The sequence below is a fragment of the Gluconobacter japonicus genome (genome assembly GCF_015244665.1).
Taxonomy (GTDB): Bacteria; Pseudomonadota; Alphaproteobacteria; order Acetobacterales; family Acetobacteraceae; genus Gluconobacter; species Gluconobacter japonicus.
The window spans coordinates 100,104-126,091 of the sequence record NZ_JABCQN010000002.1 but is presented as its reverse complement, the minus strand read 5'-3'; the positions used below and the strand labels follow the sequence as shown (position 1 = coordinate 126,091).

26 protein-coding genes and 1 tRNA gene are annotated in these 25,988 nt (G+C 53.0%); 13 read left to right on the top strand and 14 right to left on the bottom strand.

Annotated elements, in window-relative coordinates:
• Window positions 1-178: 178 nt before the first annotated feature.
• Entirely contained in the window at window positions 179-1,477 is a 1,299-nt protein-coding gene (locus HKD32_RS04015) for an MATE family efflux transporter (RefSeq protein ID WP_228118768.1), read from the top strand.
• Window positions 1,478-1,513: 36 nt separating this feature from the next.
• Here the strand turns inward: HKD32_RS04015 and HKD32_RS04010 are convergent, their stop codons facing one another.
• Entirely contained in the window at window positions 1,514-2,560 is a 1,047-nt protein-coding gene (locus HKD32_RS04010; RefSeq protein WP_194257564.1) for an aldo/keto reductase, read from the bottom strand.
• 118 nt (window positions 2,561-2,678) lie between these two features.
• Complete coding sequence (locus HKD32_RS04005; protein ID WP_194257563.1) at window positions 2,679-4,580, bottom strand: S9 family peptidase; 1,902 nt, start codon at window positions 4,578-4,580, stop codon at window positions 2,679-2,681.
• A 150-nt stretch (window positions 4,581-4,730) separates the two neighbouring features.
• On the opposite strand from HKD32_RS04005, the gene HKD32_RS04000 reads away from it, so the two are divergent.
• Window positions 4,731-5,336, top strand: a complete 606-nt coding sequence (locus HKD32_RS04000) for a DedA family protein (protein WP_010502943.1) — start codon at window positions 4,731-4,733, stop codon at window positions 5,334-5,336.
• Window positions 5,333-6,304, top strand: a complete 972-nt coding sequence (locus HKD32_RS03995; RefSeq protein WP_061931276.1) for an SDR family oxidoreductase — start codon at window positions 5,333-5,335, stop codon at window positions 6,302-6,304. The genes HKD32_RS04000 and HKD32_RS03995 overlap by 4 nt, the downstream gene beginning before the upstream one ends.
• A gap of 16 nt (window positions 6,305-6,320) precedes the next feature.
• On the opposite strand, the gene galE is transcribed toward HKD32_RS03995, so the two are convergent.
• From galE to hemE, 5 genes are all read right to left on the bottom strand, one after another.
• On the bottom strand, window positions 6,321-7,307 hold the full coding sequence (gene galE, locus HKD32_RS03990; protein WP_061931273.1) for a UDP-glucose 4-epimerase GalE: 987 nt from the start codon (window positions 7,305-7,307) through the stop codon (window positions 6,321-6,323).
• 522 nt (window positions 7,308-7,829) lie between these two features.
• Window positions 7,830-9,350 carry a glycosyltransferase family 2 protein gene (locus tag HKD32_RS03985; RefSeq protein ID WP_061931271.1) on the bottom strand — a complete coding sequence of 507 codons (1,521 nt, stop codon included), beginning with the start codon at window positions 9,348-9,350 and terminating at the stop codon, window positions 7,830-7,832.
• 155 nt (window positions 9,351-9,505) lie between these two features.
• Entirely contained in the window at window positions 9,506-9,952 is a 447-nt protein-coding gene (gene hemJ / locus HKD32_RS03980) for a protoporphyrinogen oxidase HemJ (RefSeq protein ID WP_061931268.1), read from the bottom strand.
• Window positions 9,949-10,653, bottom strand: a complete 705-nt coding sequence (locus tag HKD32_RS03975) for an HAD family hydrolase (protein ID WP_061931264.1) — start codon at window positions 10,651-10,653, stop codon at window positions 9,949-9,951. The genes hemJ and HKD32_RS03975 overlap by 4 nt, the downstream gene beginning before the upstream one ends.
• Window positions 10,650-11,699, bottom strand: a complete 1,050-nt coding sequence (hemE, locus tag HKD32_RS03970; RefSeq protein WP_061931261.1) for a uroporphyrinogen decarboxylase — start codon at window positions 11,697-11,699, stop codon at window positions 10,650-10,652. Before hemE ends, HKD32_RS03975 begins: the two co-directional genes overlap by 4 nt.
• 354 nt (window positions 11,700-12,053) lie before the next feature.
• Between hemE and HKD32_RS03965 the strand changes: the two genes are divergently transcribed.
• Together HKD32_RS03965 and HKD32_RS03960 are read left to right on the top strand one after the other, a co-directional pair.
• Window positions 12,054-12,668: a Maf family protein gene (locus HKD32_RS03965; protein ID WP_061931258.1), complete on the top strand. Its 615-nt coding sequence runs from the start codon at window positions 12,054-12,056 to the stop codon at window positions 12,666-12,668.
• Between the two features lie 90 nt (window positions 12,669-12,758).
• Window positions 12,759-12,834 (top strand) — tRNA-Ala (locus HKD32_RS03960).
• Window positions 12,835-12,899: 65 nt separating this feature from the next.
• Here the strand turns inward: HKD32_RS03960 and HKD32_RS03955 are convergent.
• The gene (locus tag HKD32_RS03955; RefSeq protein ID WP_061931253.1) at window positions 12,900-13,385 is read right to left on the bottom strand and encodes an aminoacyl-tRNA deacylase; all 486 of its coding nucleotides are present in this window, start codon (window positions 13,383-13,385) and stop codon (window positions 12,900-12,902) included.
• Between the two features lie 97 nt (window positions 13,386-13,482).
• Between HKD32_RS03955 and HKD32_RS03950 the strand changes: the two genes are divergently transcribed.
• The 4 genes from HKD32_RS03950 to HKD32_RS03935 are packed head-to-tail and all read left to right on the top strand — an operon-like array spanning window position 13,483 to window position 16,238.
• Complete coding sequence (locus HKD32_RS03950; RefSeq protein WP_010502927.1) at window positions 13,483-13,899, top strand: lytic transglycosylase domain-containing protein; 417 nt, start codon at window positions 13,483-13,485, stop codon at window positions 13,897-13,899.
• Window positions 13,900-13,956: 57 nt separating this feature from the next.
• On the top strand, window positions 13,957-14,811 hold the full coding sequence (locus HKD32_RS03945; protein ID WP_061931250.1) for a metal ABC transporter solute-binding protein, Zn/Mn family: 855 nt from the start codon (window positions 13,957-13,959) through the stop codon (window positions 14,809-14,811).
• Window positions 14,795-15,454, top strand: coding sequence for an ATP-binding cassette domain-containing protein (locus HKD32_RS03940; protein ID WP_061931247.1), 660 nt, complete (start codon window positions 14,795-14,797; stop codon window positions 15,452-15,454). Before HKD32_RS03945 ends, HKD32_RS03940 begins: the two co-directional genes overlap by 17 nt.
• A complete protein-coding gene (locus HKD32_RS03935; RefSeq protein WP_010502922.1) occupies window positions 15,447-16,238 on the top strand; it encodes a metal ABC transporter permease in 792 nt (263 codons plus the stop codon). Before HKD32_RS03940 ends, HKD32_RS03935 begins: the two co-directional genes overlap by 8 nt.
• Here HKD32_RS03935 and HKD32_RS15420 read toward each other — a convergent pair.
• Complete coding sequence (locus tag HKD32_RS15420) at window positions 16,235-16,369, bottom strand: hypothetical protein (RefSeq protein WP_255312266.1); 135 nt, start codon at window positions 16,367-16,369, stop codon at window positions 16,235-16,237. The genes HKD32_RS03935 and HKD32_RS15420 overlap by 4 nt on opposite strands.
• A 126-nt stretch (window positions 16,370-16,495) precedes the next feature.
• Between HKD32_RS15420 and HKD32_RS03930 the strand changes: the two genes are divergently transcribed.
• Window positions 16,496-17,983, top strand: coding sequence for a sugar porter family MFS transporter (locus HKD32_RS03930; protein WP_010502920.1), 1,488 nt, complete (start codon window positions 16,496-16,498; stop codon window positions 17,981-17,983).
• Between the two features lie 32 nt (window positions 17,984-18,015).
• Window positions 18,016-18,456 carry an HIT family protein gene (locus HKD32_RS03925; protein ID WP_010502918.1) on the top strand — a complete coding sequence of 147 codons (441 nt, stop codon included), beginning with the start codon at window positions 18,016-18,018 and terminating at the stop codon, window positions 18,454-18,456.
• On the opposite strand, the gene HKD32_RS03920 is transcribed toward HKD32_RS03925, so the two are convergent.
• The 5 genes from HKD32_RS03920 to rfbB form a co-directional block, all read right to left on the bottom strand.
• On the bottom strand, window positions 18,453-19,454 hold the full coding sequence (locus tag HKD32_RS03920; RefSeq protein ID WP_228118767.1) for a glycosyltransferase: 1,002 nt from the start codon (window positions 19,452-19,454) through the stop codon (window positions 18,453-18,455). The genes HKD32_RS03925 and HKD32_RS03920 overlap by 4 nt on opposite strands.
• A gap of 65 nt (window positions 19,455-19,519) precedes the next feature.
• Complete coding sequence (rfbD, locus tag HKD32_RS03915; RefSeq protein WP_010502914.1) at window positions 19,520-20,410, bottom strand: dTDP-4-dehydrorhamnose reductase; 891 nt, start codon at window positions 20,408-20,410, stop codon at window positions 19,520-19,522.
• Window positions 20,411-20,418: 8 nt separating this feature from the next.
• Window positions 20,419-20,982 carry a dTDP-4-dehydrorhamnose 3,5-epimerase gene (rfbC, locus tag HKD32_RS03910; RefSeq protein ID WP_061931241.1) on the bottom strand — a complete coding sequence of 188 codons (564 nt, stop codon included), beginning with the start codon at window positions 20,980-20,982 and terminating at the stop codon, window positions 20,419-20,421.
• Between the two features lie 95 nt (window positions 20,983-21,077).
• On the bottom strand, window positions 21,078-21,950 hold the full coding sequence (gene rfbA, locus HKD32_RS03905; protein ID WP_194257734.1) for a glucose-1-phosphate thymidylyltransferase RfbA: 873 nt from the start codon (window positions 21,948-21,950) through the stop codon (window positions 21,078-21,080).
• Between the two features lie 20 nt (window positions 21,951-21,970).
• Window positions 21,971-23,026: a dTDP-glucose 4,6-dehydratase gene (gene rfbB, locus HKD32_RS03900; RefSeq protein ID WP_010502909.1), complete on the bottom strand. Its 1,056-nt coding sequence runs from the start codon at window positions 23,024-23,026 to the stop codon at window positions 21,971-21,973.
• A 190-nt stretch (window positions 23,027-23,216) separates the two neighbouring features.
• Between rfbB and HKD32_RS03895 the strand changes: the two genes are divergently transcribed.
• A complete protein-coding gene (locus HKD32_RS03895) occupies window positions 23,217-25,265 on the top strand; it encodes a hypothetical protein (RefSeq protein WP_061931235.1) in 2,049 nt (682 codons plus the stop codon).
• Complete coding sequence (locus HKD32_RS03890; RefSeq protein ID WP_061931231.1) at window positions 25,262-25,951, top strand: histidine phosphatase family protein; 690 nt, start codon at window positions 25,262-25,264, stop codon at window positions 25,949-25,951. Before HKD32_RS03895 ends, HKD32_RS03890 begins: the two co-directional genes overlap by 4 nt.
• The last annotated feature ends 37 nt before the right edge of the window (window positions 25,952-25,988 follow it).

Genomic DNA, 25,988 nt, shown 5'->3' with positions numbered 1-25,988 from the left:
TTTCCCTTGCTGATACTCTTCGAGAGTTCCACCAAACAAAGCATGATGACCTACTGGCTCTTTGGGCTGGAACAAGGCAATATATGAAGACATGCCAGTACCATCCGATGACTCTTCGAAGCCCAGAATCCCTGACGATTCTCCCGTAAAACCTGCAAGATTTGTGCAGGGCAGCATCATGCGCCACGTCATCACGATGGCTGGGACAGGCGCTATCGGTCTGATGGCTGTTTTTGCGGTCGATCTTCTCAATTATTTCTACATTTCCCATCTGCACGACCCTGCCCTGACGGCAGCCATCGCCTTTGCGACATCCCTGAGTTACGTGCAGATCTCGGTCTCAATTGGCATGACCATTGGTCTAGGGGCCTGCATCGGGCGTCTGATTGGTGCCCGACAGCACGCGGAAGCCCGGCGACTGGCTTCAGCCTTTATTGCCGTCATGGTCGCCATTGCAGCTGTTCTCGGTCTTCTGACGGCGATTTTTGCAACGCCGCTTCTTCAGCTTCTTGGCGCACGGGGAACTGCTCTTCAAAGCGCCGCCACATTTCTTCACGTTGTTTCCCCGGCTTTGCCTCTGGTCTGTCTGGGAATGGCACTTTCCGCACTTCTTCGCGCGGTTGGCGATGCGAAGCGTTCAATGCGCATTACCCTCACCGGCGCGCTGGTTTCCGCCATTCTCGACCCTCTGATGATCTTTGTACTGCACCTTGGCCTGGAAGGTGCAGCGATCAGCACCATCCTGTCCCGGTGCGCCATTACGGCCAGCGGTTTCCTGAATCTTCGGGGGCACGCCATGCTTGAGTGGCCAAAGCGCGACGCTTTTGCCCCGGCCCTCCGAAAGATTGGTGGAATTGCTGTTCCAGCAATCGCGACCAATCTCGCCACTCCTACGGGGGCCTTGTTCGTTACTCATGCGATGGCGCAGTTCGGCCTGAATGCCGTCTCCGGTCAGGCCACCATCGACAGAATTGTTCCCGTTGCCTTCTCCCTTGTCTTTGCACTGACAGGATCTGTGGGGCCAATCATGGCACAAAACCTCGGCGCAAGACAGTTCGACCGCGTACGCGAAGCCCTGATGGCAGCCCTTAAACTCACCGCCCTGTGCGTCGGAACGACCTGGTTCGTTCTTGCCGCCGGGCACAATATCATCCTGCATATGTTCAACGTGCAGGGCATTGGCGCAGAAATTGTTCGGTTATTCTGCTGTTGGCTGGTGCTCAGCTATATGTTCGTTGGACTGCTCTTCGTTGCGAATACAGCCTTCAATAACCTTGGCCATCCCTTTTACTCGACAGGCTTCAACTGGGGACGAGCAACTCTTGGCACCATCCCCTTCGTGTGGCTGGGGTCAGGCTATGGCCCTATCGGCATTCTGGTAGGACAGTCTCTTGGTGTCGTAATTTTCGGAACATTGGCTGTTCTGACCGCATTCCGCGTCATTGGCCGTTTGGGGCATAACCCTGCAACACACTGACATACGGAGGCACTCGGCCTCCGTATTCATGCCCTGTCAGGGTGCAGGATTGGAATGCACCTGATGGATCTGGTTGATCTTCGCTTCCAGTTCCGGCGTGATCTCAAGATCAACAGAACCAAGAATATTCTTCAACTGCTCTGTACTTGTCGCACCAATAATATTGGACGTTACAAACGGGCGCGATGTTACAAAAGCAATGGCTAACTGGACAGGATCCAGCCCTTCTGCCTGCGCCAGTGCATGGTAGGCCTCAATTGCAACATCTACCCCAGGCTTCTCATAACGCTGTCCACGATTGAACAGCGTCGTACGCGCTCCAGCCGGCCGAGCCCCGTTGAGGTATTTTCCGGTCAGATACCCCTGAGCCAGTGGAGAGTAAGCCAGAAGTCCCACATTTTCCCGCAGGCACATTTCTGCAAGACCGATCTCGAAGGTCCGATTAATCAGATTGTAGGCGTTCTGAATGGAAGCAACGCGCGGGAGCCCGGTTTTCGAAGCTGCTAGAAACTGCGACACACCCCAAGCCGTCTCATTAGACAGGCCGACATGACGGATTTTACCTTCTGCAACCAGATCTGCCAGAGCGCCAAGGGTCTCATCAACAGGCACTTCATCAGCATCTGGAAGATCACGAAATGTCGTCCCGCCTTCCCCGAACAGGCCTACTTTCCGGTCAGGCCAGTGAAGCTGGTAAAGATCCAGATAGTCTGTTCCCAGCCGACCCAAAGAGCCTTCAATGGCATAACGGATCTGAGCAGGCGTCAGCCGCGCTTCTTCCCCACCAGGCCGGAACCAAGGCGAAGAGCTGCGGCCGACAACCTTACTGGCAAGAATTATCTTGTCTCGTCCCCCGCGAGCTTTCAGCCAACTTCCGACAATGGTTTCCGTCGCACCATAGGTCTCGGCGCGCGGCGGAATAGAATACAGTTCGGCGGTATCGATAAAATTGATACCGCTCTCAAGCGCCATATCGAGTTGGGCATGACCTTCAGCTTCAGTGTTTTGCTGTCCAAAGGTCATCGTCCCAAGGCAGATTTCACTGACTTTAATGCCAGTGCGTCCAAGTTCACGCTGTTTCATGTAGGAGCCTGATAAAAATATACAGAAGGATGAAGTGCGATGTTTAGCACAGCCAGACCAGTGACTCATCCTTGAGAAATTCTTGATTACCGTAAGAAAAGCTCGTCATCTGATCGTGCTATTTCTGTTCGAAAACCCTTTGGTAAAAATTCAGCTCTCTTACCAGAGCATCTTCAACAGCATTGCGATCCCGAAACCCATGCCCTTCCTCTGGATAAACATGCAATTCTGACTGTTCGAGTTTTGTGCTCATTGCCTCAGCCTGTGACAGAGGCACGACCTTATCCGCCCCTCCATGCAGGAACAGGACCGGAACATTGATTTTGGCAGCATGCGTTATGGGAGAACGTTCGAGGTACACAGCCTCGTCTTCTGGATAGCGCCCAATCAGACCATCCAGATACCGAGCTTCAAACTTATGCGTTTCTTCAGTCAGCGCCCGAAGATCCGTCACGCCGTAAAGCGACGCTCCGGCAGCGAACAGGTCTGAATGAGCCAGCGCAGCCAGAACAGTCAGGCCACCAGCACTACTGCCCCGGATGACACATCTGTCGGAATCCACCAGCCCACGCTCAATGACCGCCCGCACGCCAGCCAGACAGTCTTCCACGTCCGCAATGCCCCATTGCAAATCCAGAGCCTGCCGGTATTGACGCCCGAACCCTGTTGAGCCTCGGTAATTCACATCGAGAACGGCAAAACCGCGCGATGTCCACCATTGAATCTTGAAGGCAAAAGACGGATTGGCTCGTCCCGTCGGACCACCATGGGCCATTACGACCAACGGAGGTTTTTCGCCTTCCGCAAGACTGAACGAACTACTCGCCGGTGGATAGAAAAGAGCATGAGCTTCCTTACCGTCTGCCGTCGGGAAGGAAAGTGGCTCAGGTTTAGACAGATCGTCCTGCGTAACACCGTCGGGAAAAGAAATGCTTGAACGAAAATATTCACAAGCACCGCTCATATCGCCAACGGCAAGAGCGGGAGCGGCATCTTCTGCAGCATTGATCCAGGCGAAATCACCATTCGTCAGTGGCTCCGGGACATTAACCGGAGATCCCATCAAAACATCGCGCCACTGGCCTTCTGAGAAATGCAGAACACAATTCCGGCCGTGACGAATCCCCAGCGCCAGAAGTTCTCCATGTGCGAGCGGCAAAAGCGTTCTCTGGCCAAAGACCCAATGTGGAAGACCGATTTCTGCATCTGTCGGAGGCAGAAAACAGCCCGTCCAACTCTCCCCCTCACGAATGAACCGGAGAGGCGACCAGCGTCCACAGGCATCGGATGTCGCATAAAGTGTTCCATCCTCCGCCCATCTTGGCTCGATAATGCTGCATTTCTCGTCTCCACTCAGATCCGTCGCTGGGCCTAACGTCAAACGGCTTCGATCCAGAGAGGCCACATGCAGCGTTGTCGCCGTCCAGGGCATTTCCGGATTCTGCCATGAAAACCATGCCAGAAAAGCACCGTCAGGAGAGGGACGCGGCGCAGCATAGAAGTCTGCCCCTTCTGCAAGCACCCTCTCCGTTCCCGTCAGATCAACATAGACGAGCGTGGCGATTGGTATTCCGATGCCATGCGTCTCCCGAACACAGAAAACGCCGTTTTCCCCCGGATCCCATGTCAGATCGGCATAACGCCGTTCTGGCACGCATTGCCCATCAAGCACCGGCAAACAGCCCGCTCCATTACTGACCCAAAGACCACCTGTTTTCCGATCACTAAAGACCACTTCTGGTTTGCCGTTGTTAAGACGAACATCCCACGCACCACCGCCATATTCATGAACACGGGTGCCAACACTCCGCTCAGAAGGCGTCAGGTCCACCAGAATGCCATCAGGTCTGCGACCCACAATGACCGATCGTCCCTGTTCTTCAGGCCGCGTCTCCAGCCAGAAAATCCAGTCCCCCGCAGTTTTCAGTTCAGCGAATGACAGCGTCCGTCCGGCAACAAGGTCGGGGCCGACCCAGGAAGGCCAGTTTCCAGCAGCGGGGGAGTGGCAAAGCTCAGTCATTTTTCATCCTGTGTCTGATGTCCTAGTATCGTAACCGGCGGCTTTGTCTTCTGCCATCTTCTCTACGGGATCACGACACTGTTTCACCTCACGCAATTTCTCGATCATCTGCTCCAGCAATATGGTTATGGCGTCATTGGCGTGACGGTCATGCTGGAAAGCATGGGTTTGCCGCTTCCCGCAGAGAGCATCATCATCGCAGCCTCCCTGTATGCAGGCAGCACGCACCACCTTCATATCGAGTGGATCGCATTGGCTGCGGTCACCGGTGCCATTATGGGGGATAATTTCGGATATCTGCTGGGCCATCATTTTGGCTACAGCATTCTGAAAAAGCACGGCAAAAAAGTCGGGTTGACGGAAGAGCGTCTCATGCTGGGACGATATCTTTTCCGAAAACATGGCGGCATTGTTGTTTTCCTTGGACGCTTCGTTGCCATCCTACGGGTTTTCGTTGCCCTTCTGGCCGGAGCAAACCGAATGCCCTGGCATTCGTTTCTCTTTTTCAATGCCTTAGGTGGACTGTTCTGGGCTGGCGGCTATGCCTTCATCACTTACGAGTTGGGAAAGCAGATTGAAAAGATCACCGGACCGGTTGGCATCGGGCTCGCGGCCATCGGAGTCTGCTGTTTGATTGGAGCGTTTCTCTTTCTCAAGAAGAACGAAAAACGCCTGACGGATGAAGCCATGAAGCAGGCTGAAGAAGAGGAAAAGCATTCACATTCGAATGCGAAAGACAAAGGAAAACACGAATGACACGCTCCCCTCACGCTGCCTGGTCTCTTGACACGCTGGAGCGTCTGGATGGCCGGACCGCTCTCATTACCGGCTCAACAGGGGGGCTTGGATTTGAAGTGGCCTGTGGTCTGGCACAACGGGGAGCCTTCATTATTCTGAGTGGACGCAACCTTGAGAAAGGGCGTGCTGCTCTGAACCGTCTGTATGAGCGAGTGCCCAGCGTTCAGGGACGCTTCGAAGTTCTGGACCTTGCGTCTCTTGCTTCTGTCGCCAAATTTGCAACGGCTTTACGAGACAGGGGTCAACCGATCCATCTGCTGGCCAACAATGCAGGTATTATGGCCCCCGCATCCCGACTGACAACGAAAGACGGGTTCGAACTGCAATTTGGCACAAACCATCTTGGTCATTTCGCTTTAACAGGCCGGTTATTGCCCCTGCTGGCTGCTGGCAATGCTACTGTCATGACCGTAGCCTCCCTCGCCGCCCTCAAGGGAGAACTACCGTTTGGGGATCTGAACGCACGCCACCAATACAGCCCCATGGCGCGCTACAGACAAAGCAAACTATCCAACCTTCTCTTCGCTGCTGAGCTGAACCGCCGGGCTCATAAGGCTCCATGGCCTATTCACTCACGGGCAGCCCATCCGGGCTGGGCCGCCAGCAATATCGTTGCCAATAATGGTGCCCTGGATACAACAGGCAATCCAATCAGCCGTTGGGGACGTCGCATTGCCCGCAATTTCGCGGGACCTGTATTTCACGCTCTGGGGCAAACGGTAGAGGAGGGAGCCTGGCCGCTTCTTTATGCTTTAGCATCGCCAGAAGCCTTGGATGGAGAATATTATGGTCCACAGGGAAAAGGCGAACGCACAGGCATACCAGGAGAGGCAATCTGGCCAGAACTGGCTCAGGATCATCAACTGGCCGCACGGCTTTGGTCAGTGTCTGAAGAGATGACAGGCGTCAAATATGGTCTCATGTGAGACCATATTCTGACTTTCAATCCCCATAGCCATCCGGATGGGCCTCGCGCCACCGAAAGGCAGTCTCAACAATCTGGTCCAGCGTTCCAAATTTCGGCTTCCACCCGGTTTCTTTCTGAAGTGTGGTGGAATCAGCAATCAACACTGCCGGATCGCCCTGCCTGCGTGGAGCAACTTCCCAAGGAACTTTCCGACCACTGACCCGCTCAATGCTCTGAATGACTTCAAAATTGGAATACCCGCGACCATCACCAATATTGTAGGTAACGCTCCGTGTCTCAATCTGCTCAAGCGCAAGGATATGAGCATCAGCCAGATCCGTTACATGAATATAATCCCGCACGCATGACCCATCTGAAGTGGGATAATCTGTTCCAAACAGCTTAAGGGGAGGGCGACGCCCAAGAACGGCATCAATTGTCAAAGGAATGAGATGCGTCTCAGGCCGATGATCTTCACCGGCTCGGCCCTCTGCATCTGCTCCGGCAGCATTGAAGTAGCGAAGGCATGCACTTCGCAAACCATAAATAGAGTCTGCCCAATGCAGAACACGCTCAATCAGAAACTTGCTCTCTCCATAGGGGGACCCAGGCTCAATGAGAGCAGCCTCGGGAATCGGTTCAGAGCGTTCAGGTCCACCAAACAAAGCTGACGTAGATGAAAAAACAAGTTTTTTGACACCTGCTTCCGTACAAGCCTGAATCAAATTCAGGCCGGTCAGATAGTTCTGTCGCAAATAATGAAACGGCGCTCTTACGCTTTCTCCTACCAGAGACAGGGCTGCAAAATGCAGAACGCCATCCCATTTATGCTGAGCAACAACGGAACGGGTCGCATCATAGTCCATCAAATCAATCTGATGAAACGGAACACTTTGTGGAATGGCTTCCCGATGCCCAGTGCTGAGATTATCAAGGACAACGACCTCATGCCCAGCGTCCAGAAGTGCCAGAACGACATGACTGCCAACAAATCCCGCACCACCGGTAACAAGATAACGCATGAGCTAAGCCAACCTCTTCCTGCCCCCTGAATTTCAGGCCGTATATGCCTCAAATTGTTTTCGACTTCGAGAACGGATTTACAGGGTAGGAAAGCTGTTTTTTTGTCCTGTAGTCAGTCTCGTGAACTGTATTCGGCCATTCTCCGATTTCTATCACAAGCCTAAGGGCCTGTTTTAGGACATCTGTGGAATGTGGTTTATTTTTTGGATGTGACTACCTGAGCAAAAGATTAGTCCGAAAGATGCCAGTATCCAAATGATCCTGGACAAGATCCGTAAGCGCTGTATCTGGATTTCGTCGTCGAGATCACCCACCACTGTAATTCTGGATGGTCTGACTGTATGTTCCCCACTAACGCCAACTTATACTCTATGACGCATCGCACGTTGATGCGTCATAGGCTACACTTCTCGTTGTCATGAGGGTCAGTCTCATGTGCAAGAAGCCCACCCTTGTTTTTACAAACAGGATTTTCTTTCGTTTATAGGGCAAAATCATAATTTTCGACCCTATATCGATACTCAAACAAACGTCCAAAGCAGTCCTGGAACACGATATGAAATCTCCTCTCTGACTGAAAGAGGAACGGAAGCAAGAACTCGCAGAAACTCTTCTGCAGTTGGTGCAACTGCAGCGCTTACGAGCCACACGAGAATATCGTGAGAAGTTGTCTCTTTCCCGGGGACAAAAGAAAGCGGAGCACGATTAGAACCGTAGAAAATATTCTCAACAGGAAGCAGCGTGAATTTCTCCCATCCGCCTACTTCACGACGTTCTGCCGCGACCTGCTCAATACCCTGCGGTTGATTTTCAGTCGGGTTAGGAATGAAAACAAGATGTAGATTAGTGACAGGGTTATAAGCAGCGTATTGCCCTTCTCCAAAGGACCGAAGACTATAGACGAGTTCGCTTGCAAGACGATCATCTCGCTGCATGCGAATAAGACGATGAGTTCCGGGTTGTCCATCTTCCTCGTAAAAGAATGTCACAGCATTTGGCGTATCGTCGTGGACGGCCGCATAAACCGGAATCAGATGACTTTGTTCAGCAATCTCTGCCGTTGTGTGCATGATACGGTTTTCATGAGGGAGAAGGTAGAGACTGGTATCAAAAGCTGACTTCACCTGAAAAACCGTTGCTGCTCCATCTCCGCGAGGAGAGAACATGTTTCCGCCTTCGACCTTGTACCAGGTATCCCGTAGCGTCGAGATGGCACGGTCAAGCATTACACGGTAAATATCTCGCAATATACGGTGAGTTTGACCGATGAAGCGCAACGGCTCGTAGTCCGCCAGTTCATTGCGATTAAAGTGTTCCCAGTACACCGTGGAATCGCCAACGTCAGCATTCAACCGTCTTTTGATCCGCTGGATATAATGTTCCATGCTTCGGCAGATGTAATGCATGACAAAGGCATCATTCCAATCGATGTCCTGGTTTGCATCCTGTCCATTGACCAAACGGCCGTCAGGTCTGACGTAACGATCTACGGGAATGTCATACCAATGAGGATTATGATAATGGCTCCCCATCTTTTCAGGACGCACAAAGCTTTTGATCAGCCGATTATCGCCCAATTCAGGTGTTGAGTGCTGAACAAACGCTTCAACTGTAGTGACTTTGGGTCTTACAACCCGGCCAGAACTTCCTTGAATACGCCAGGACAGAGCAACTGCATCAGCATGGTCAAACTTTGAAAAGAATTCGGGCAGGCTGTCCTGACGCTTCAGATAGACATACTCGTCACCATCAAGAAATCCGATCCAGTCGTACTGACCTTTGGCCATTTCAGCCGCAGCCATGAAGCTTTTCCGCTGCCTCTGATAGAAATCAGGCTCCTCAATAGGATCTGTCCGCATAGCTCTGATATCGCAGACAGCTGCGGCAGACTGGATAATTTCCCAGGTTCCGTCTGAAGAATGATCATCAAAAATGAAGAAAGTTTTGACGCCCAGAGCTCTGTGCCAGGCAATCCATCCCGCAATGTCAGAAAACTCGTTTTTGACAAAAAGCGCTATTGCTACGGTTGGAAAAGCCGTCATCTGCTTAGTTCCACTTCAAAATGACCAAAACGATAAGTCTGATTACATTAACACCTAAGTGAGAAAAACCATATCACTCAGGTCTCATTAACCCAAATGCGGCCTTAAAGCCGTGATCCTTTCGGATTTTTTTTACAGAATGAATGATTTTTAAATTATGGCTTAACAACTATCATGACAACAATAATAACCATAAGAATAGTTGGAACTTCATTCGCTATTCTATAATATTTTTCTGAATGGATATTCTGATCCTTGAGAAATAATTTTCTCCATTGACTGCATGCGCCATGAAAACCCATCAGAGCGACAACGCAGAGCAGTTTTGTCCACCACCAGCCACTGTGCCAGTCTATCAAACCTGGAACTGATGCCATCAAACCACCAACAAGAACTGTGACGATCATTGCCGGTGTCATGATTTGCCGAAGAAGCTTGCGTTCCATGATCTTGAAACGCTCACTTTCAGGGGTACCCGGAGTTGTCTGTGTATGGTACACAAACAACCGGGGCAGATAGAATGTCCCCGCCATCCATGCCGTAAACGCCATGATATGCAGGGAAAGAAACCAACTCAGATGCGTGGCAACAAAATCTGTCATGCCTGATTCTGGCTTTCAACCACGTCACTAAGCAGCGGTACCAACTGAGACAAGTGGGTAATTCTCACAAAACCTGGCGCAGGCCAGAATGGGGGGAGCGGCAGATCTTCTGAGCGAAGTAATACACAACTCATACCAGCCCGACGTGCAGCCTCCGCACCTGTATCGCTATCCTCGATCACGACACAGTTTTCTGGCAGAACACCTTCTCTCTTTGCTGCGTACAGGTACACTTCCGGAGACGGCTTGGGCTCATCCATGTCATTCGCTGAGTGAACCCGGTTTTCTGGGAAAAAATCTGCCATTCCAGCGCGTTCAAACTTGACTTCCATCTCTGTGATCGAAGAATTTGAACCAACACGAAATGGCATTCCCAAAGACCGTATTTTCTGCATCATTTCTGGCGCTCCCTCTACAGGTTCCGCCATTTTCTTCATAATGCGTACAAGATTATCCCGCATTTTGAATGCCGTATTTTCTGGGAGAGCATGTCCCAGTTCAGTCTCCAGTTCTTCTACAATCTGCGGCAAGGCTTTCCCCGCAAAACGATCGTGAGCAGCTTCATCCGAAATAGCCAAACCAAGGGAACGGGCAAATTCTGCTGTTGCCTGACAGGAAGCCCGCTCGCTGTCCACGAGCACGCCATCACAGTCAAAAATCACCAGTTTTAACTGGCCTTCTGCATCAAGAGCTGTCGTCATAGGGCCCTCACCGCATCAACAAGAGCCCCAACATTTTCAGGTGGCGTATGCTGCATGACACCATGTCCAAGATTGAACACGTGAGGTCGACCTTTCAAGGAATCCCGAATGGCCTTTGCTTCGCGTATCATGGCTTCTCCGCCCGAGAAAAGAGCCATAGGATCCAAATTACCCTGGAGGGTAATCTCGGGTACCAGTTCTGCAATCTGGGCCGGGTCCGCTACGGTATCCAGAGCCAACGTATTTACGCCGGTCTGTTCTGCGTACTCCCGCACCATAATTCCTCCCAGACGCGGGAAACCGATGATCGGCGTCCCTGGATGCTTCTCCCGAATATGACGCACAATCTGGCGGGTTGGTTCAATAACATAGCGTCGGAATGCTGTAGGTGGCAGAATTCCCGCCCAGGAATCGAAGAGCATGACAGCCTCTGCGCCTGCTTCGATCTGACCGCAAAGCATCTCTGCAGTGCTGACTGTGAGGGTTTCGATCAGCCGATCAAAAAGCATCGGCTCGGTCTGCATCATCTGCCGGGTCGCTGCAAAATCACGCGATCCGCCACCTTCAACCATGTAACACGCCACAGTGAAAGGACTCCCGGCAAATCCTAGCAAAGTCGTGACATCAGGGAGGGACTTGCTCAGACGAGAGAGGGTTTCCCGCACAGGAGCTGTCGCCTCCAGGACGCGCTTCGGATCCAGTCTTTCGAGATCTGCCGCAGATCGAATTGCCCCCAGAACTGGCCCACGACCTTCAATAAATTCGAGCGACTGTCCCATGGCCCAGGGCAGGATCAGGATATCTGAAAACAGGATAGCTCCATCCATGCCATAGCGACGAATAGGTTGAAGCGTCAGTTCTTCCGCCATGTCTGGTGTCATGCAACGTGTCAGAAAATCAGCTTTGTCCCGCATGGCACGGAATTCCGGAAGGTATCGACCAGCCTGACGCATGAGCCAGATTGGTGGTGGCCATACGGCTTCACCCTTGAGCGCTCTGAGAAGCGGTTTGGAAGAGGAGGAGAGGGGTGCGTTTTCCGAATTCATGCCGCTCACTAACCATGAAAGAAAAAAGAAAGAAATCCTGGAGGATAGGATGATCCCTGTGGAAACTGGGGTACCCGGCTTTCTAAAAATGTACCCCGTCTTACTCACACTGTGTACAACTCCGAAAACCGCGGGGATGCAAGGGGCTCAGGATTCTATCCCGTTTTACTCACAGACCTCCTGTGTACAACCCCCAGTTTCAGAGGGTGTACCCAACAATCCACGGTACTCGGTACCTCATCCGGAGACTCCGAGTACTGTCCCCATGTACCCCAGTACTGACACAATCTTTTCACCGGGTCATACGCAGTACTCGCACAGATACGTGCCGTCGATAGTTTGGAGTCGCATCTTATGACCACACTGAGTACTTCATTGATTCTCGCGAGCGGATCTTTGGCACGGCGAGTACTTCTGGAAGAAAGCGGTCTGACACCCCACCTGCGACCCGTGGATGTAAATGAAGAGGATTTGCGAAAGGCTTGTGAAGCAGAGGGTAAGTCCCTTGGTCAGACGGCAATGATCCTGGCAGACGCAAAGGCATTGAAAGCAGCGGAAGCAGCAGGATTGGAGACGGATCTTATCATCGCGGCAGACCAGATCCTTGATTTGGATGGAACAGCGTTTGCCAAACCTAAGACATTGGAAGAGGCAAAGCATCATCTAAGGGCCTTAAGAGGCCGAACACATCGCCTTCAAACGGCGGTAGTGCTTTATCGAGGCATGCAAAAAATCTGGGCGAACCTGGCTGTTCCGGAACTGACCATGCGAGAGTTCTCGGAGGTTTTTCTGGAGACCTATCTCGAGCGGGAAGGGGAGAGACTTTTGGGCTGCGTTGGGGCTTACAGGCTTGAAGGGCCTGGCGTTCAGTTGTTTTCCCGAATTGTTGGAGATCACGATGCTGTTCTCGGTTTGCAGCGTCTTCCTCTTTTGCAGGCACTGAGAGCCCAGAATGTAATTCTGACCTGAAAAGTGTTTTTTTTGGCTTGTCAGCGGAAAAACATCCTTATATACCGCCCACATCCGATCTCACCCCAATGAGGTCGCAGATGAAACAGTGGGGCCATAGCTCAGTTGGGAGAGCGCTTGAATGGCATTCAAGAGGTCGTCGGTTCGATCCCGATTGGCTCCACCAGTTTCCCGAAAATTTTCCAGAAAAACATACAGTGTAGCCATAGCATGATTATGGTTTGGCATAGGTCAGCCAGGTGGCTTGACCAGATCAGCAATCATGCCCCCTGTTGCCAGTAACGCATCCTGAGGAGCCAGCTCCAGGAGGAGGCCACGGTCTCCACCGTTTATAACAACGGGTGGCCCGTCCATGGCGCTTTGTTCGAAAGCTGTTGGTACGACGCTGCGCTGACCGAACGGACTGACACCTCCGATCCTGTAACCTGTTCTCTGCTCGGCATCCGGACGCGAGAGCATTTTGGCTTTTCTTCCACCAAAAGCTGTCGCTACGCGCACAAAATCCAGTTCCCGATCTGCGGGAAGAACAACGCAGGCGGGGCGTCCGTCGATCTGTACCATCAGGGTTTTCAGCACATGATCAGGTGCCAGGCCCAGCGCAGTGGCAGCAGCCACCCCCAGCTTTCCGGCAGACGGGTCGTAATCGTAGATGCGGCGTTGGTATGCGATCCCCAGAGCATCCAGAGTTAATGTTGCTGACGTGTCCTGTTCGCTCATTTAGAAAGTCTCATTCTTTGACATTTGCCTGAAGGATGACACCTCGGATGAGGGGATGCTAGGGTCGTGATCTCTTCAAAAGAAAGAACAGGATGTTATGGCTGCTGCTATTCTGGCCTGCATGCTGGCATCTGCCATGCATTACCGCCTTCCACCTCGTGTTCTGCCCGCTATCCAGCGGGTTGAAGGCGGTGTGATGGGGAAAGTCAGCCAGAATACAGATGGATCTGTCGATATTGGCCTCATGCAGATCAATTCACGATGGATCCTGCCCATTGCTTCCATGACGCATCAGACACCATCACAGGTTGCGGCCAGACTGGCTCTGGAACCGTGTTTCAATGTCGCGGCGGCGGCAATGATTTTGAGAACAGCTCTGGATAACGAGCATGGTAATCTGCTGCGCGCAATCGGGGATTATCACTCCCGAACCCTTCCTCTGAACATGGCGTATCAGCGCAAGGTTATTGCTGCCGCCACCGAACTTTACGTCAGACAGCCTTCCCGAGGATAGCCAGACGGAAGATGTTATCTTATAACGTCCGTCCTTCTGGCTCCGTCGGGGAAACTCATGCATCGTTTCCGAACCCTGTGTCTGGTCGGTTCGCTGCTGACGGCACCTGTTGCTTCTGCCGCAACCATGCCTGTGGTCTGCGTTGAATCTGTCTGGTGTAATATTGTTGCTCAGATTGGCGGATCTGAAATTACGACGCAGGCTTTGATCTCAACGTCCGGTATTGATCCTCATGAACTGACGCCGACTCCCTCAATGGCACGTCAGACAGCGCATGCGGCACTCGTTGTGCTCAACGGCGCAACTTATGATGACTGGGCGCTTCCATTCGTTTCGTCTTCTGCATCTCGCATTATTGCTGCGCAGGAAGCTGGGTGGAAAGTGGGTGACAATCCGCATCTGTTTCTCAATCCAATGGCCGTTCGTAAGGTTGCTCTGGCTACAGCACGCGCTTTGATCAAGCAGGGGCTGAATCAAGAAGCGGTTCAACAGCGCTTGGATATTTTCCTAAAACAGATTGATGATCTGGAAACACGTAGTGAAAAACTGCGTCAAGATTACGAGGGAACAGCCATTGCTGCGATGGAGCCAGTCGGGGCTGATCTTATCCAGAATATGGGGTTACATATTGTGGATACAGGTTTTGCTCTGGCCGCCATGCATCATGCAGAGCCTACTCCCCAGGATGTCGCAGCGCTTGAAACTGCGCTGGATAAGAAGACCGTCAAGCTGCTGATTGTAAACCCTGCTGTAAGGTCGCCGCAAATTGACCGAATGGTGGAGAAGGCCAGAATGCGTGGTATGCCCATTGTCGTGATTGGGGAAACATTGCCTTCGGGATTATCATGGCAGGACTGGGTGTCTTCAATCATTGAGTCTGTTCAGAAGGCCCTTGATGGCGCATCCAGATAACCTTTTCCTTGACGGGGTCACGCTCTGTGCAGGGCACAAAATCATTCTGGATCATGCCACGCTGACAGTTCCCATAACGGGAATGACACTGCTGGCAGGTCGAAACGGTTCCGGAAAATCGACTTTTCTAAAAGCCTGTCTTGGTCTTGTTCGCCTGCAAAATGGGGTCCTTCTTGTCAAAGGGCAGCCGCCTGAAACGGCCTGTAAACAGATTGGCTACATGCCTCAGGGCCTGAATGATGCTGCTCTGATGATCCCGGCAATCAGTCATGTCATGGCCGCGATGAACGGTGCACAATGGGGGGTTTCTCTCCCGTCTCGCAGCCGGCGGGAGAATGCTGAACGCTTGCTGGCTCTGACGGGTGCGCTGTCTTTTGCCCGGCGGCCTCTTGGTCTGCTGTCGGGGGGCGAGCGCCAAAGGGTCTGTCTTGCCCAAGCCCTGACAGACAACCCGAAGACGTTGCTTTTGGATGAACCTTTGGCAGCGCTGGATCACGAGGCGCAGCATCAGATTGTATCTTTGTTGGATACCCTGACACGGGAGCTCGGAATTTCCATTCTCATGACGTCTCATGAGACGGAAGCTCTGGATGGGAAAGTGTCGCGTATTCTGAAGCTGGAAAATGGCAGTCTGCATGTTTGAGTTCGAATTCATGCAACATGCATTTCTGGGATGCACGATTGTTTCTGTGCTGGCCGGAACAGTGGGATGGTTTCTGATTCTGCGGCGTCAGGCTTTTGCAGCCCACGCTTTGTCTCATATTGGCTTCAGTGGAGCGGCTGGGGCGGTCTGGCTGGGCGTTTCGCCTCTTTATGGCATGATTGCTTTCAGTCTGCTCGCCGGTCTTGCGATGGGGAGTGAAGCAAAAGGCGTTGTTCTATCGCCCCATCGGGACAGCATGATTGGCCTCGTTCTTGCTGCCAGTCTTGGTCTGGGCACATGGTTTCTGCACGAAGCGAACGGTGCTTCCAGCATGGCAACAACGCTTCTGTTTGGAGATGTTCTTGGCATTGATATGCCCACGTTGCTGGCTCTAACGGGCGTTGCGGTATTGTGTTTGTCGGGACTGGTTTTTCTTGGCCGGCCGCTTCTGTTTGCAAGCCTGATGCCGGATGTTGCTCAGGCCCGTGGAGTTCCTGTTCGCCTTACATCCCTCGGTTTTATGGCAATCGCGGCTTTGGCGTGTTCTGCCTGCGCAGAGGTTTCTGGCGCGCTTTTGGCTTTCAGCCTGATGGTTGGCCCGGCGGCAACAGCGCTGAGGCTAGGTCTTGGACCTATTGCAGGCTTGGTAAGCGCCGTGACTTTGGCTTTGTTTCTCTCTTGGGGAGGGCTCGCTCTGTCATGGATGACAGACATACCCGTTCCGTTCTGGATCGGTCTTGGTGCCGCCGCCTGTTATGGAATGGCCTGTCTGGTCAGACGTTAATGGGCTGTCATTGTCACAAGACGAAAATGAATCAACCCGATAAAGGCAATCAGGCAAATATGAAGAATAATGAGCGCCTTTAGCGTAATGACGGGCGCATCACGCGTTGTATCCGGATTCTGAGACGGCATTATAAACCTCCACACGTTTTCTGCTTATAGCCACTTTAAGGCCACACTATACGGAAAATATAGTTTTTTACGAAAAAACAGCGTAGGCGCGAAAAACCTGACAGATTGCTCTATGTTAGTATCGCTATGTCAAATGATACGAAAACATCTCGACCTGTTCGTGAACAGATAGACCTCTCCAAAATCGAGGTCTCACCGAATGCGAAACTGATCCTGATGCTTGCCGCTATGGTCGCCGCAATTTGCGGTGGTCTTTACGGCTACGATACGGGAATCATTTCTGGCACTCTTCCTCTTATCGGTGAAGACTTCCATCTGAATTCCACCATGAAGGAAAGCGTGGCTTCCGCTATTCTTCTGGGGGCAGTCTTTGGTGCTTTCGGAGCTGGTTCCCTTTCCGAGAAATTTGGCCGTCGGACAACAACCTGCATTGTCAGCGGGGTGTTTGTTCTTGGTGCGACAGCCTGCGCATTTTCTCCTGATGTCTGGAGCCTGATTGCGGCCCGTTTCGTACTTGGCCTTGCTGTTGGTGGCTCTACACAGGTGGTTCCGATGTATATTTCGGAACTCGCACCTCAGGAACGGCGCGGTAGTCTGGTGACAATGTTCAATGTTGCCATCGGTTTGGGCATTCTGCTTGCCAACATCATTGGTCTGACCCAGCGGACAAATTGGGGATGGCGCCCAATGGTGGGTATTGCCGCCATTCCTGCCGCCATCGTCTTCGTCTCCATGTTCTTTATGCCGAAAAGTCCTCGCTGGTCGGCCGAGAATGAGGGCATGAAGAACGCCATTCTCCATCTCAGTCGCATTCGGACGACTAAGCGCGCAGTCCGCAAAGAAGTGGAAGCGATCCGCGAGAACGCAACGGACATTGATCCTAAGAACCGCGGCTGGCGTGGCCTCTTCCAGCCTTGGGTGCGCCCGGCGCTGGTTGCTGCTCTTGGCGTCGCTTTCTTTACCCAGTGTGGCGGGCTGGAGATGATGATCTACTACGCCCCAACCTTCCTGAACGATGCTGGGTTTGGTGCGTCTTCCGCCCTATGGGCGTCCCTTGGCGTGGCAATTGTCTACTGCATCATGACTTTCCTGGGCTGTCTGTTTGTGGACCGGATTGGGCGTCGTCGTCTCATGCTGATCATGGGCCCAGGGGCTGCCCTGTCGCTGGTTGGTCTGGGCATCATGTTCATGAGCCATCCGGCTCCGGGGAGCGTTGGATCTTATCTGATCGTTGCTTTCCTTCTGCTGTTCATGATGTTCAACTCTGGTGGCATTCAGGTTTGCGGTTGGCTTCTTGGTGCGGAAATGTTCCCGCTTTCCATGCGTGGGCAGGCAACATCCCTGCACGCAGCGACGCTGTGGGGGGCAGATCTGCTTGTGACCAGTACGGCACTGACAATGGCCGAAGGAATTGGCCTGACATGGACGATGTGGTTCTACGCCCTGGTCAACTTGGCCTCTGTGATCTTTGTGTTCTTCTTTGTGCCGGAAACTTCTGGTGCATCCCTTGAAGACATTGAAGATGCCCTACTGGAAAACCGTTTCCGTCCGACACGGGAAAACAAGCGTATTGTGCCTGAAGAAGATGAAGAGGACGCTCGGTCTGCAGCATGATACGGTTCCTCCTTTCTTCAGGAGGAACCAATATGGACGTTATCGCAAAACGGGTTATTGCTGCGCGAAGTGGCAATAACCCGTTTGTTATTGGGCGTATGAAATCCGGTTGGCTGGTCCTTGGTGAAACGCAACCGCTTCCAGGGTATTGCCAGTTACTGGCAGATCCCATTGTTTCATCCCTGAACGATTTACAGGGAGAGGCGAGGGCGCAATATCTTTTGGACATGGCTGCTGCCGGAGATGCCCTGCTTGCTGTAACAGGTGCGTCCCGGATCAATTACGAAACATGGTGCAATCTTGCGCCGTCGCTTCATACGCATATCGTGCCTCGCTATGTAAGTGAGGAGGAAGACAAGCGGATTAAAGCTGCCAGTATTGCCTATGATTACGCTGCAGCCAGACCCTTCAGCCTAGAGCAGGATAAAGCCTTCATGGACGCCATGAGGCAAGAACTTGGCTTGAAGGCTTAGTGACAGCGCGTTGCCAGAAGATACCAGAGGCGAAACACAGCCGTTTCACAGAAGGTCTGGCGCTGAAGCTCTGGCCGTTTCCAGATGAGTTTAAAACGTGCTTTGAGCGTCTTGGCCTGAGACAGATCTTCGAGAAGATCCTTGGACTCCGATGTTAGCATGTCCGGATAGCTGAGAAGGCGCTGCACATTCGATTCAAACGCAGTCATAAACGCTCCTGGGCCGCGTTTTATGGCGCAGAGGCCGCGTTTGAACTTGGAATGTTTTGCGCCGACCGTATTGCGAGAATGCTGGCGGTAATAACTCACACAGCGATTATCAAAAAAAATCTCGCCGCCTGCTGCCATAGTCAGAAGATAGGCCCACCAGTCATGCAGGGTATGAGAAGGTGGAGTAGTGCCATGCAGGAGATGACAGGCAGCGGCGTTAATGACAGCTGTATGGCCGGTAGCGATATTCTGGGTTAGAGCCGCGGCGAAACTGGGTTGTCGATGTAACCGCTCGGATTTGCTGAAGACATTCAGGTTGCTGTCCGTCAAATATTGGCGGGCACAATAGATTGCCGGGACATCTGAAGGTTGCGCTTTAAGCCAGTTTACGGCCCATTCCAGCTTTTTGGGGTGCCAGACATCGTCCTGATCAGCAAACGCAATAAATGGCGTTTCAGGAATAGAGTTCAGCAGATGGAGATATGAGGCGCCAACACCTTTGACGTCAGGAATAGACGTAACCTCAACACACCGTCCGTGGCCCCGATGCGCAGCAAAAGAAAGCATGATGACTCGCGACGCATCCGTCGATCCATCATCTCGCCAGTATAAAACCCAGTCCGTGTGAGACTGGGCCAGAATGCTATCGAGTTGTGCGTTGAGGTAAGATTCGCCGTTGTAAAGGGACAGTAAAATGGCAACGCGCGTCGTTCTGTCGGCGCCTAGGCTTGCTCCTCCCCGGATCATCTGCGGGTTCCAGCGGGGGAGGCCGGATTGAGGAGAAGACATGACATCCTTATGAGAACGGTAAAACTGCAGAAATAGGCCATTCTGTCAGGAATGGCCCATAAAACTTACGAAGCCGTAAAGAGACGATGCACCGTACGGGCTACACTCTCACGCCATTCAGGCATTTTAACGCCAAAAATGCGGTGAAGTTTTGAACAATCCAGACGAGAATCCTGCGGACGCTTGGCCGGAGTGGGCCAGTCTTCTGTTCGGATGGCTGTAACCGTTGGCATGGCCTGACCATGCTTCTCGGCTTCTTCCAGCGCGGCGACTGCCAAACCATGCCAGGTCGTCTCTCCGGTTCCGCTGGCGTGATAGATGCCAGCATATTCCGGTTTCCAGCCGTCTTTTTCCACCAGAGCCAGAATGGCCAGAATGGCTTCAGCCAGATCGTCGGAACTGGTTGGATTGCCGCTCTGATCTCCCACGACCTTCAGTGCCGGATTTTTGGCTCCTGCATTGATCATGGTCTTGATGAAATTCTTGCCATGGGCTGAATAGACCCAAGACGTTCTAAGAACGATGCTCTTCGGATTGGCTGCCAGAACAGCCTGTTCTCCGTCAGCCTTGGTGCTGCCATAGACCGTCTCAGGATTGGTCGGATCTTCTTCAGTGTAAGGTGCACCCTTGTCACCAGAAAAGACATAGTCCGTAGAGACATGCACAAAAGGGATGCCAGCCTTGGCACAGGCTTCAGCAAGCGCCTTTGGGCCAGAACAGTTGGCGCGTTCTGCACCGTCTTTTTCTGTTTCGGCCAAATCGACAGCCGTCCAGGCTGCCGCATTTACAACAGCAGCCGGATGATACTTCTCAATCGCAGCGGCGATTGTTTCCGGTTTGTCGAAATCGAACTCAGGGCGGCCGACACGAATGATGCGGTCACCGCCCAAAGTGGCGAGAGATGTCGCAAGCTGGCCATTGCCGCCCGTGACGAGGATGGAACCTGTGCTGGACATGACGTTACTCACTTTTCGTACTGGAACCAGCCCTTGGCTTCGGAGAAGTGCGGTGCGATCTTGTCCTTGTCAGACAGAACCGCTTCTTCTTCGGAAATGGGCCAGTCAATGTTCAGTTCCGGAGAGTTCCAGATCACCGCGCGCTCGGAGACCTTGCTGTAAAGAGACGTGCACTTGTACTGCACTTCGGTGTTCTCTTCGAGCGTCACGAAGCCATGCAGGAAGCCGGGCGGAACCCAGAGCTGGGACCAGTTTTCAGCAGACAACTCAGCTGCAACCCATTTGCCATAGGTGGGTGAGCCCGTACGGGCATCGACTGCCACATCCCAGATGGCGCCGCGCGTCACGCGGACGAGTTTGCCTTGCTCGTAGGGAGCTAACTGGCAATGCAGACCACGGACAACGCCTTTTTCAACGGAAAGGCTCTGATTGTCCTGAACGAAAGGCAGGTTGATGCCAGCTTCTGTCATACGGTCAAAATTATAGGTTTCCGAAAAGAAACCGCGATTATCGCTGAAGCGAGGAGGCGTAACGAGAATGACGTCTGGAATGGCGAGCCGTTCAACCTTCATGACGGTTTCCTTCAAAAATTAGATCTGGAAATAAAGGCAGATTATGCCTCAATAGAAAAAACGCTGCCTGACAAGGTCAGGCAGCGCGGGGAAGATCAGGCGCCGTGATCTGCCAGTTCAAGTAACAGGCGGCCCAGTTCAGTTTTACCCATTCGCTTTGCATGATCGCGAAGCTGGTCAGCGGTAATGAACTTGTTGCGGAAAGCAACCTCAGCCGGCGAACCAACCAGCATGCCCTGACGGGACTGAATGGTTTGTACGAAGCTGCCAGCCTGCATCAGGCTATCGGGCATGCCAGCATCGAGCCAAGCGCAGCCGCGGCTGAGGCGATCAACCTGCAATGTGCCTTCTTCAAGATACATGCGGTTGAGATCGGTGATTTCCAGTTCGCCACGGGGGCTCGGCTTCACCTTCTTGGCAAAATCCACAACACGGTGGTCGTAGAAATAAAGACCTGTGATGGCCCAGTTTGACTCAGGGTTTTCCGGCTTCTCAACGACTTCGAGCGCTTTGCCACTCTCATCGAACGAAACCACGCCGTAACGCTCGGGATCACGAACCTGATACGCGAAGACCGTCGCACCTTCAGGACGGTTTGCAGCCGCACGTAGCAGCACGCCCAGATGATCGGCGAAGATCAGGTTATCGCCGAGGGCCAGTGCGCATGGGCAGCCTGCAAGCCAGTCTTCCGCAATCAGGAACGCTTGGGCCAGACCGTCGGGGGAAGGCTGGATGCGGTATTCGAAGGTCACGCCGAACTGGGAACCATCGCCCAGAAGGCGCTGGAACTGAGGCATGTCATGCGGGGTCGTGATGATCATGATGTCCCGGATTCCCGCCAGCATCAGCGTGGAAAGAGGGTAGTAGATCATCGGTTTGTCATAAACCGGCAGAAGCTGCTTGGAGGAAGCGAGCGTCATGGGATACAGGCGCGTGCCCGAACCGCCAGCCAGGATAATGCCCTTCATGGGCTTCGTGTCGATCGTGCTCATGCGCGTGTTCCCAGTCGCTGTCCCGTGTATCGCTTGGAGCGGATACCTTCCCACCAGTCACGGTTGTCGAGATACCACTGAACCGTCTTGCGGATACCGGTTTCGAAGTCGTGCTTGGCTTTCCAGTCCAGCTCTTTTTCGGCATGCGACGGGTCGATCTCATAACGGAAGTCATGGCCGGGGCGGTCCGTCACATAACGGATCAGACGCTCGCGCGGACCTTCCGGATCTGGCAGGAGTTCATCCAGAACAGCACAGATCTTCTTGACGACTTCCAGGTTCGTGCGCGGCTGGCGGGCGCCAATAGCGTAGGTTTCGCCTGGCTTGCCAATTTCAACAGCGCGGACCAGAGCTTCAGCATGGTCTTCCACGAACAGCCAGTCACGGATGTTCTCGCCCTTACCGTAAACCGGGAGTTCACGCCCTTCGATGGCGTTGATGGTCACGAGCGGAATCAGCTTTTCCGGGAAGTGCCAGACACCATAATTGTTTGTGGTGTTCGTTACGAAGGTTGGCAGACCGTAAGTATGGTACCAGGCGCGGACCAGATGGTCGGACGAGGCCTTGGAGGCTGAATACGGGCTGCGCGGATCGTAAGGTGTTGTCTCTGTAAATGGCGGATCGTTTGGCTCAAGATGGCCAAAGACTTCATCTGTAGAAATGTGATGAAAGCGGAACGCGGCCTTTTCTTCGTTTCCGAGGCCGTTCCAGTATTTGCGGGCAGCTTCCAGTAGGGAGTAGGTGCCAACGACATTGGTCTGGATGAAGACGCCAGGACCATCGATTGAACGGTCCACATGGCTTTCAGCTGCCAGATGCATCACGGCATCCGGGCGATACTCTTCGAACAGACGTTGCATTTCAACGCCGTTCACGATGTTGGCGCGAGCGTGAGAGTAACGCGGATCGGAAGCGACTTCGGCGACCGTATCTTCAGAGGCTGCATAGGTCATGCAGTCGACGTTCAGCACGCTGTGTTCGGTGTTCTTGATGATATGACGCACTACGGCCGAACCAATGAAGCCGCAACCGCCTGTCAACAATATCCGCATTTCAACTCCTTAACATCACGGTAGGAGCATCAGCCCCGCCACAGGAAAGTACCTTACAGTGTTGTACAAGAGGCGCAAACAGAGCTGTCGGTAATACTAATGAAACTATTTCTACAACCATAAGGTCTCGCCCCTCATCGCTGAATGAGCTACCCAGACACTCCTGTGAGGCACGCAGGAGAACAAAGGTATGCTGGCTGATACATTAACCCGCTCGCTCGTTGATGTGCTGGAACGCCCAGATCTCAGGGTCGTTGCGGCAGGCCTCATGCCAGAACTCGATATTTCCTTACAGCAGCCTTTCCAATTGGGAGAAAATCTGACGGCAGGTCAGGAATCTCCTGCCGGGCGGGCCTGTCTTAAGCTGGGGGAACCCTGTCTTCGTAATCCGGCGCTGGCACCAACATTTCTACGGCAGGCGGTTGAACTTTTCCGGTTGCTCCATGCTGGTGCAGACGCACGTCTTGCCAGTTTTGCTGCGGCGCGTGTTGCCGCGCTGTTTCATGGTCTCGATACAAATGCATCCTGTCCGCTTCCGACTGAACTGGCCATATGCGCGGGGGATGTGCCGAGAAGCGAGATATTGCTTGATATCTGGAACAGCCTGAAACTGCTGTTGCCAGAGGCGCCAGAGTTTACTTTGCAGGATGCCAACAGGTTGCAACCCATTCTCGTGCGTTTGTGGCCCGTTATGGCGCCGGCAGAAACATTGATGAGTAGTGGAGGGGACTCCAGACTGGCAGTTGATCCCGAAACAGGGCTGAACCGTTATTCCTGCTCGCATCGCCCACGACCGTGGGCTGTCAGTTTTGGGTCGTCAACCGCATCTTCTTTGTCAGAGCGAGGGTTCGGAGGGGCAGAAGCAGCCCGATGTGCGATGATGAACGCACTTCTTTCAAAGCAGGACCCTGACCTTGTTCAGGAAACAATGGTCAAAAATGCGCGAGCTGGCATTGGAGGACATTATGGCCTGCCAGAGGATGCCGTATTGCTTTCGGCATCAGGGACGGATTGTGAACTGGCAGTTCTGGCTCTTGTTGCTGCGGGAACCACGCGACCTGTCAGCTCCATCCTGCTTGCTCCAGACGAGACTGGAAGTGGTGTACCTCTAGCGGCGTGTGGACGCCATTTTGCTGCAGACAGTGCATGTGCCACGCTGGTCGGGAAAGGGGAACTGATTGAGGGATTCCCTGCCGATACCCGTCTTATCGGTGTTACAATCAGACATTCGGATGGAACCTCACGGGCCATAGAAGAAATCAATGCCGAATGTCTTGAACTCGCGCGACAAGAGGTAAAAGCTGGACGTCATGTTCTGATGCACCGCTTGGATCAGTCTAAAACCGGTCTGGCTGCTCCCGATATGAACACCATCGAAATCCTGAGACGCGAGCTTGGGGAACATTTCAGTGTTGTAGTGGATGCCTGTCAGGCGCGCCTCAGCCCTTCGCGTGTTTTTGAATGGGTAGAGAGTGGCCTGATGGTCATGGTGACGGGCTCAAAATTTTTTACCGGACCGCCATTTTGTGGCGCCATTCTTCTGCCGGAAAAATTGCGCAACCGTCTTCGGTCACTATCCCTTCCGGTCGGTCTTAAAGACTATGCCCATCGTGATGAATGGCCGGAAGGATCGGATGAAAACGCGTTGAGCACGGGCCACAATATTGGTCTCGCTCTGCGATGGCATGCCGCTCTCGCTGAGATGGACGCACTTTTTACTCTACCTGATGACACAATCCGCTATCGATTAGAGTCTTTCATGGCGCAGGCCGTCGACATAGTGGATCGGTGTCCGTCACTGACAATGCTTCCCATGGGACAGCCCGTTGATGACGGGCGTTGGGATGCGGTTCCCACGATTCTGTCCTTTTTAGTGGATGATCCTCTGGTGCCTGAGCGGCCCCTTGCTCTGGAAGATGCACGAAAGCTGCATCGCTGGCTAAACGCGGATCTATCACCCTGGGTGAGGGAAGGGGAGCCAGCTTTGCTCTGTGTTCTGGGACAGCCTGTTCCAGTTCCTCATCCACTTCTGGATGGCCCAGCGGGTGCATTACGTCTGTGTGCTGGCGCGAGACTGGTTTCAGGAGAGCCCTCTCATGCAGGACTGGATGAGTCGCAAAGATTGCAGCGGGAATGTGCGGATGCCCGCAGAGTGATCGCTAAACTGGAATTGATCCTGAAACATTGGAATGTTCTTCTGGACGCCAACCCCGTTCCCCGTTACGCGCCTTTTTCATGACCCAGACAGATCACGTCGTTCCACACGGACATTTTCTAGATAGCCCAGAGCTTCCTCGGGGTATCACGCGTTTCTGGCTCGTGCGACATGCTGTCGTGGAGGCCGCTGCACGCAAGACAATGTATGGCGCCATGGATGTGCCTCTTTGCAAAGACGCCATGGCCAGTCAGCAGGGTGGTTATGCGGCACTCGCACGTCGTCTGCCTACAGATGCTGTCTGGTATAGTTCGCCGCTTCAAAGAGCGAGGGATACGGCGATCCAGATTCGCTGTGCTGGAGATTTCCAGTGTCCTGATGTGAGACTGGACACACGGTTTGTCGAACAGTCGATCGGTGACTGGCATGGAACACCTCATGAGCAGTTCCTGTCACTTTTGCGTCTACCGCCAAACCCGTTCTGGTCTTTGTCAGCAAGCGAGCTTCCGCCGGGCGGAGAGAGCATGCTGGATGTCTGTGCGCGCGTATCTCATGGCCTGGAGGATCTTGCCAATACGCATTCTGGTCAGGACATAGTGGTAGTCAGTCACGGAGGCGCCATCCGGGCTGCTCTGTCCCATGCACTTGCCATTCATCCAGATATTGCGCTCCGGTTTACGATTCAGAATCTGTCCATCTCAATCATCGAGCGCATCAATGGTCTATGGCGTGTTGTGGCTGTGAACGAGCTTCCAGATTTTCGGGGCTGAAAAATCCCCGAAAGGAAAAGTTTTCTGGCGGAGACCG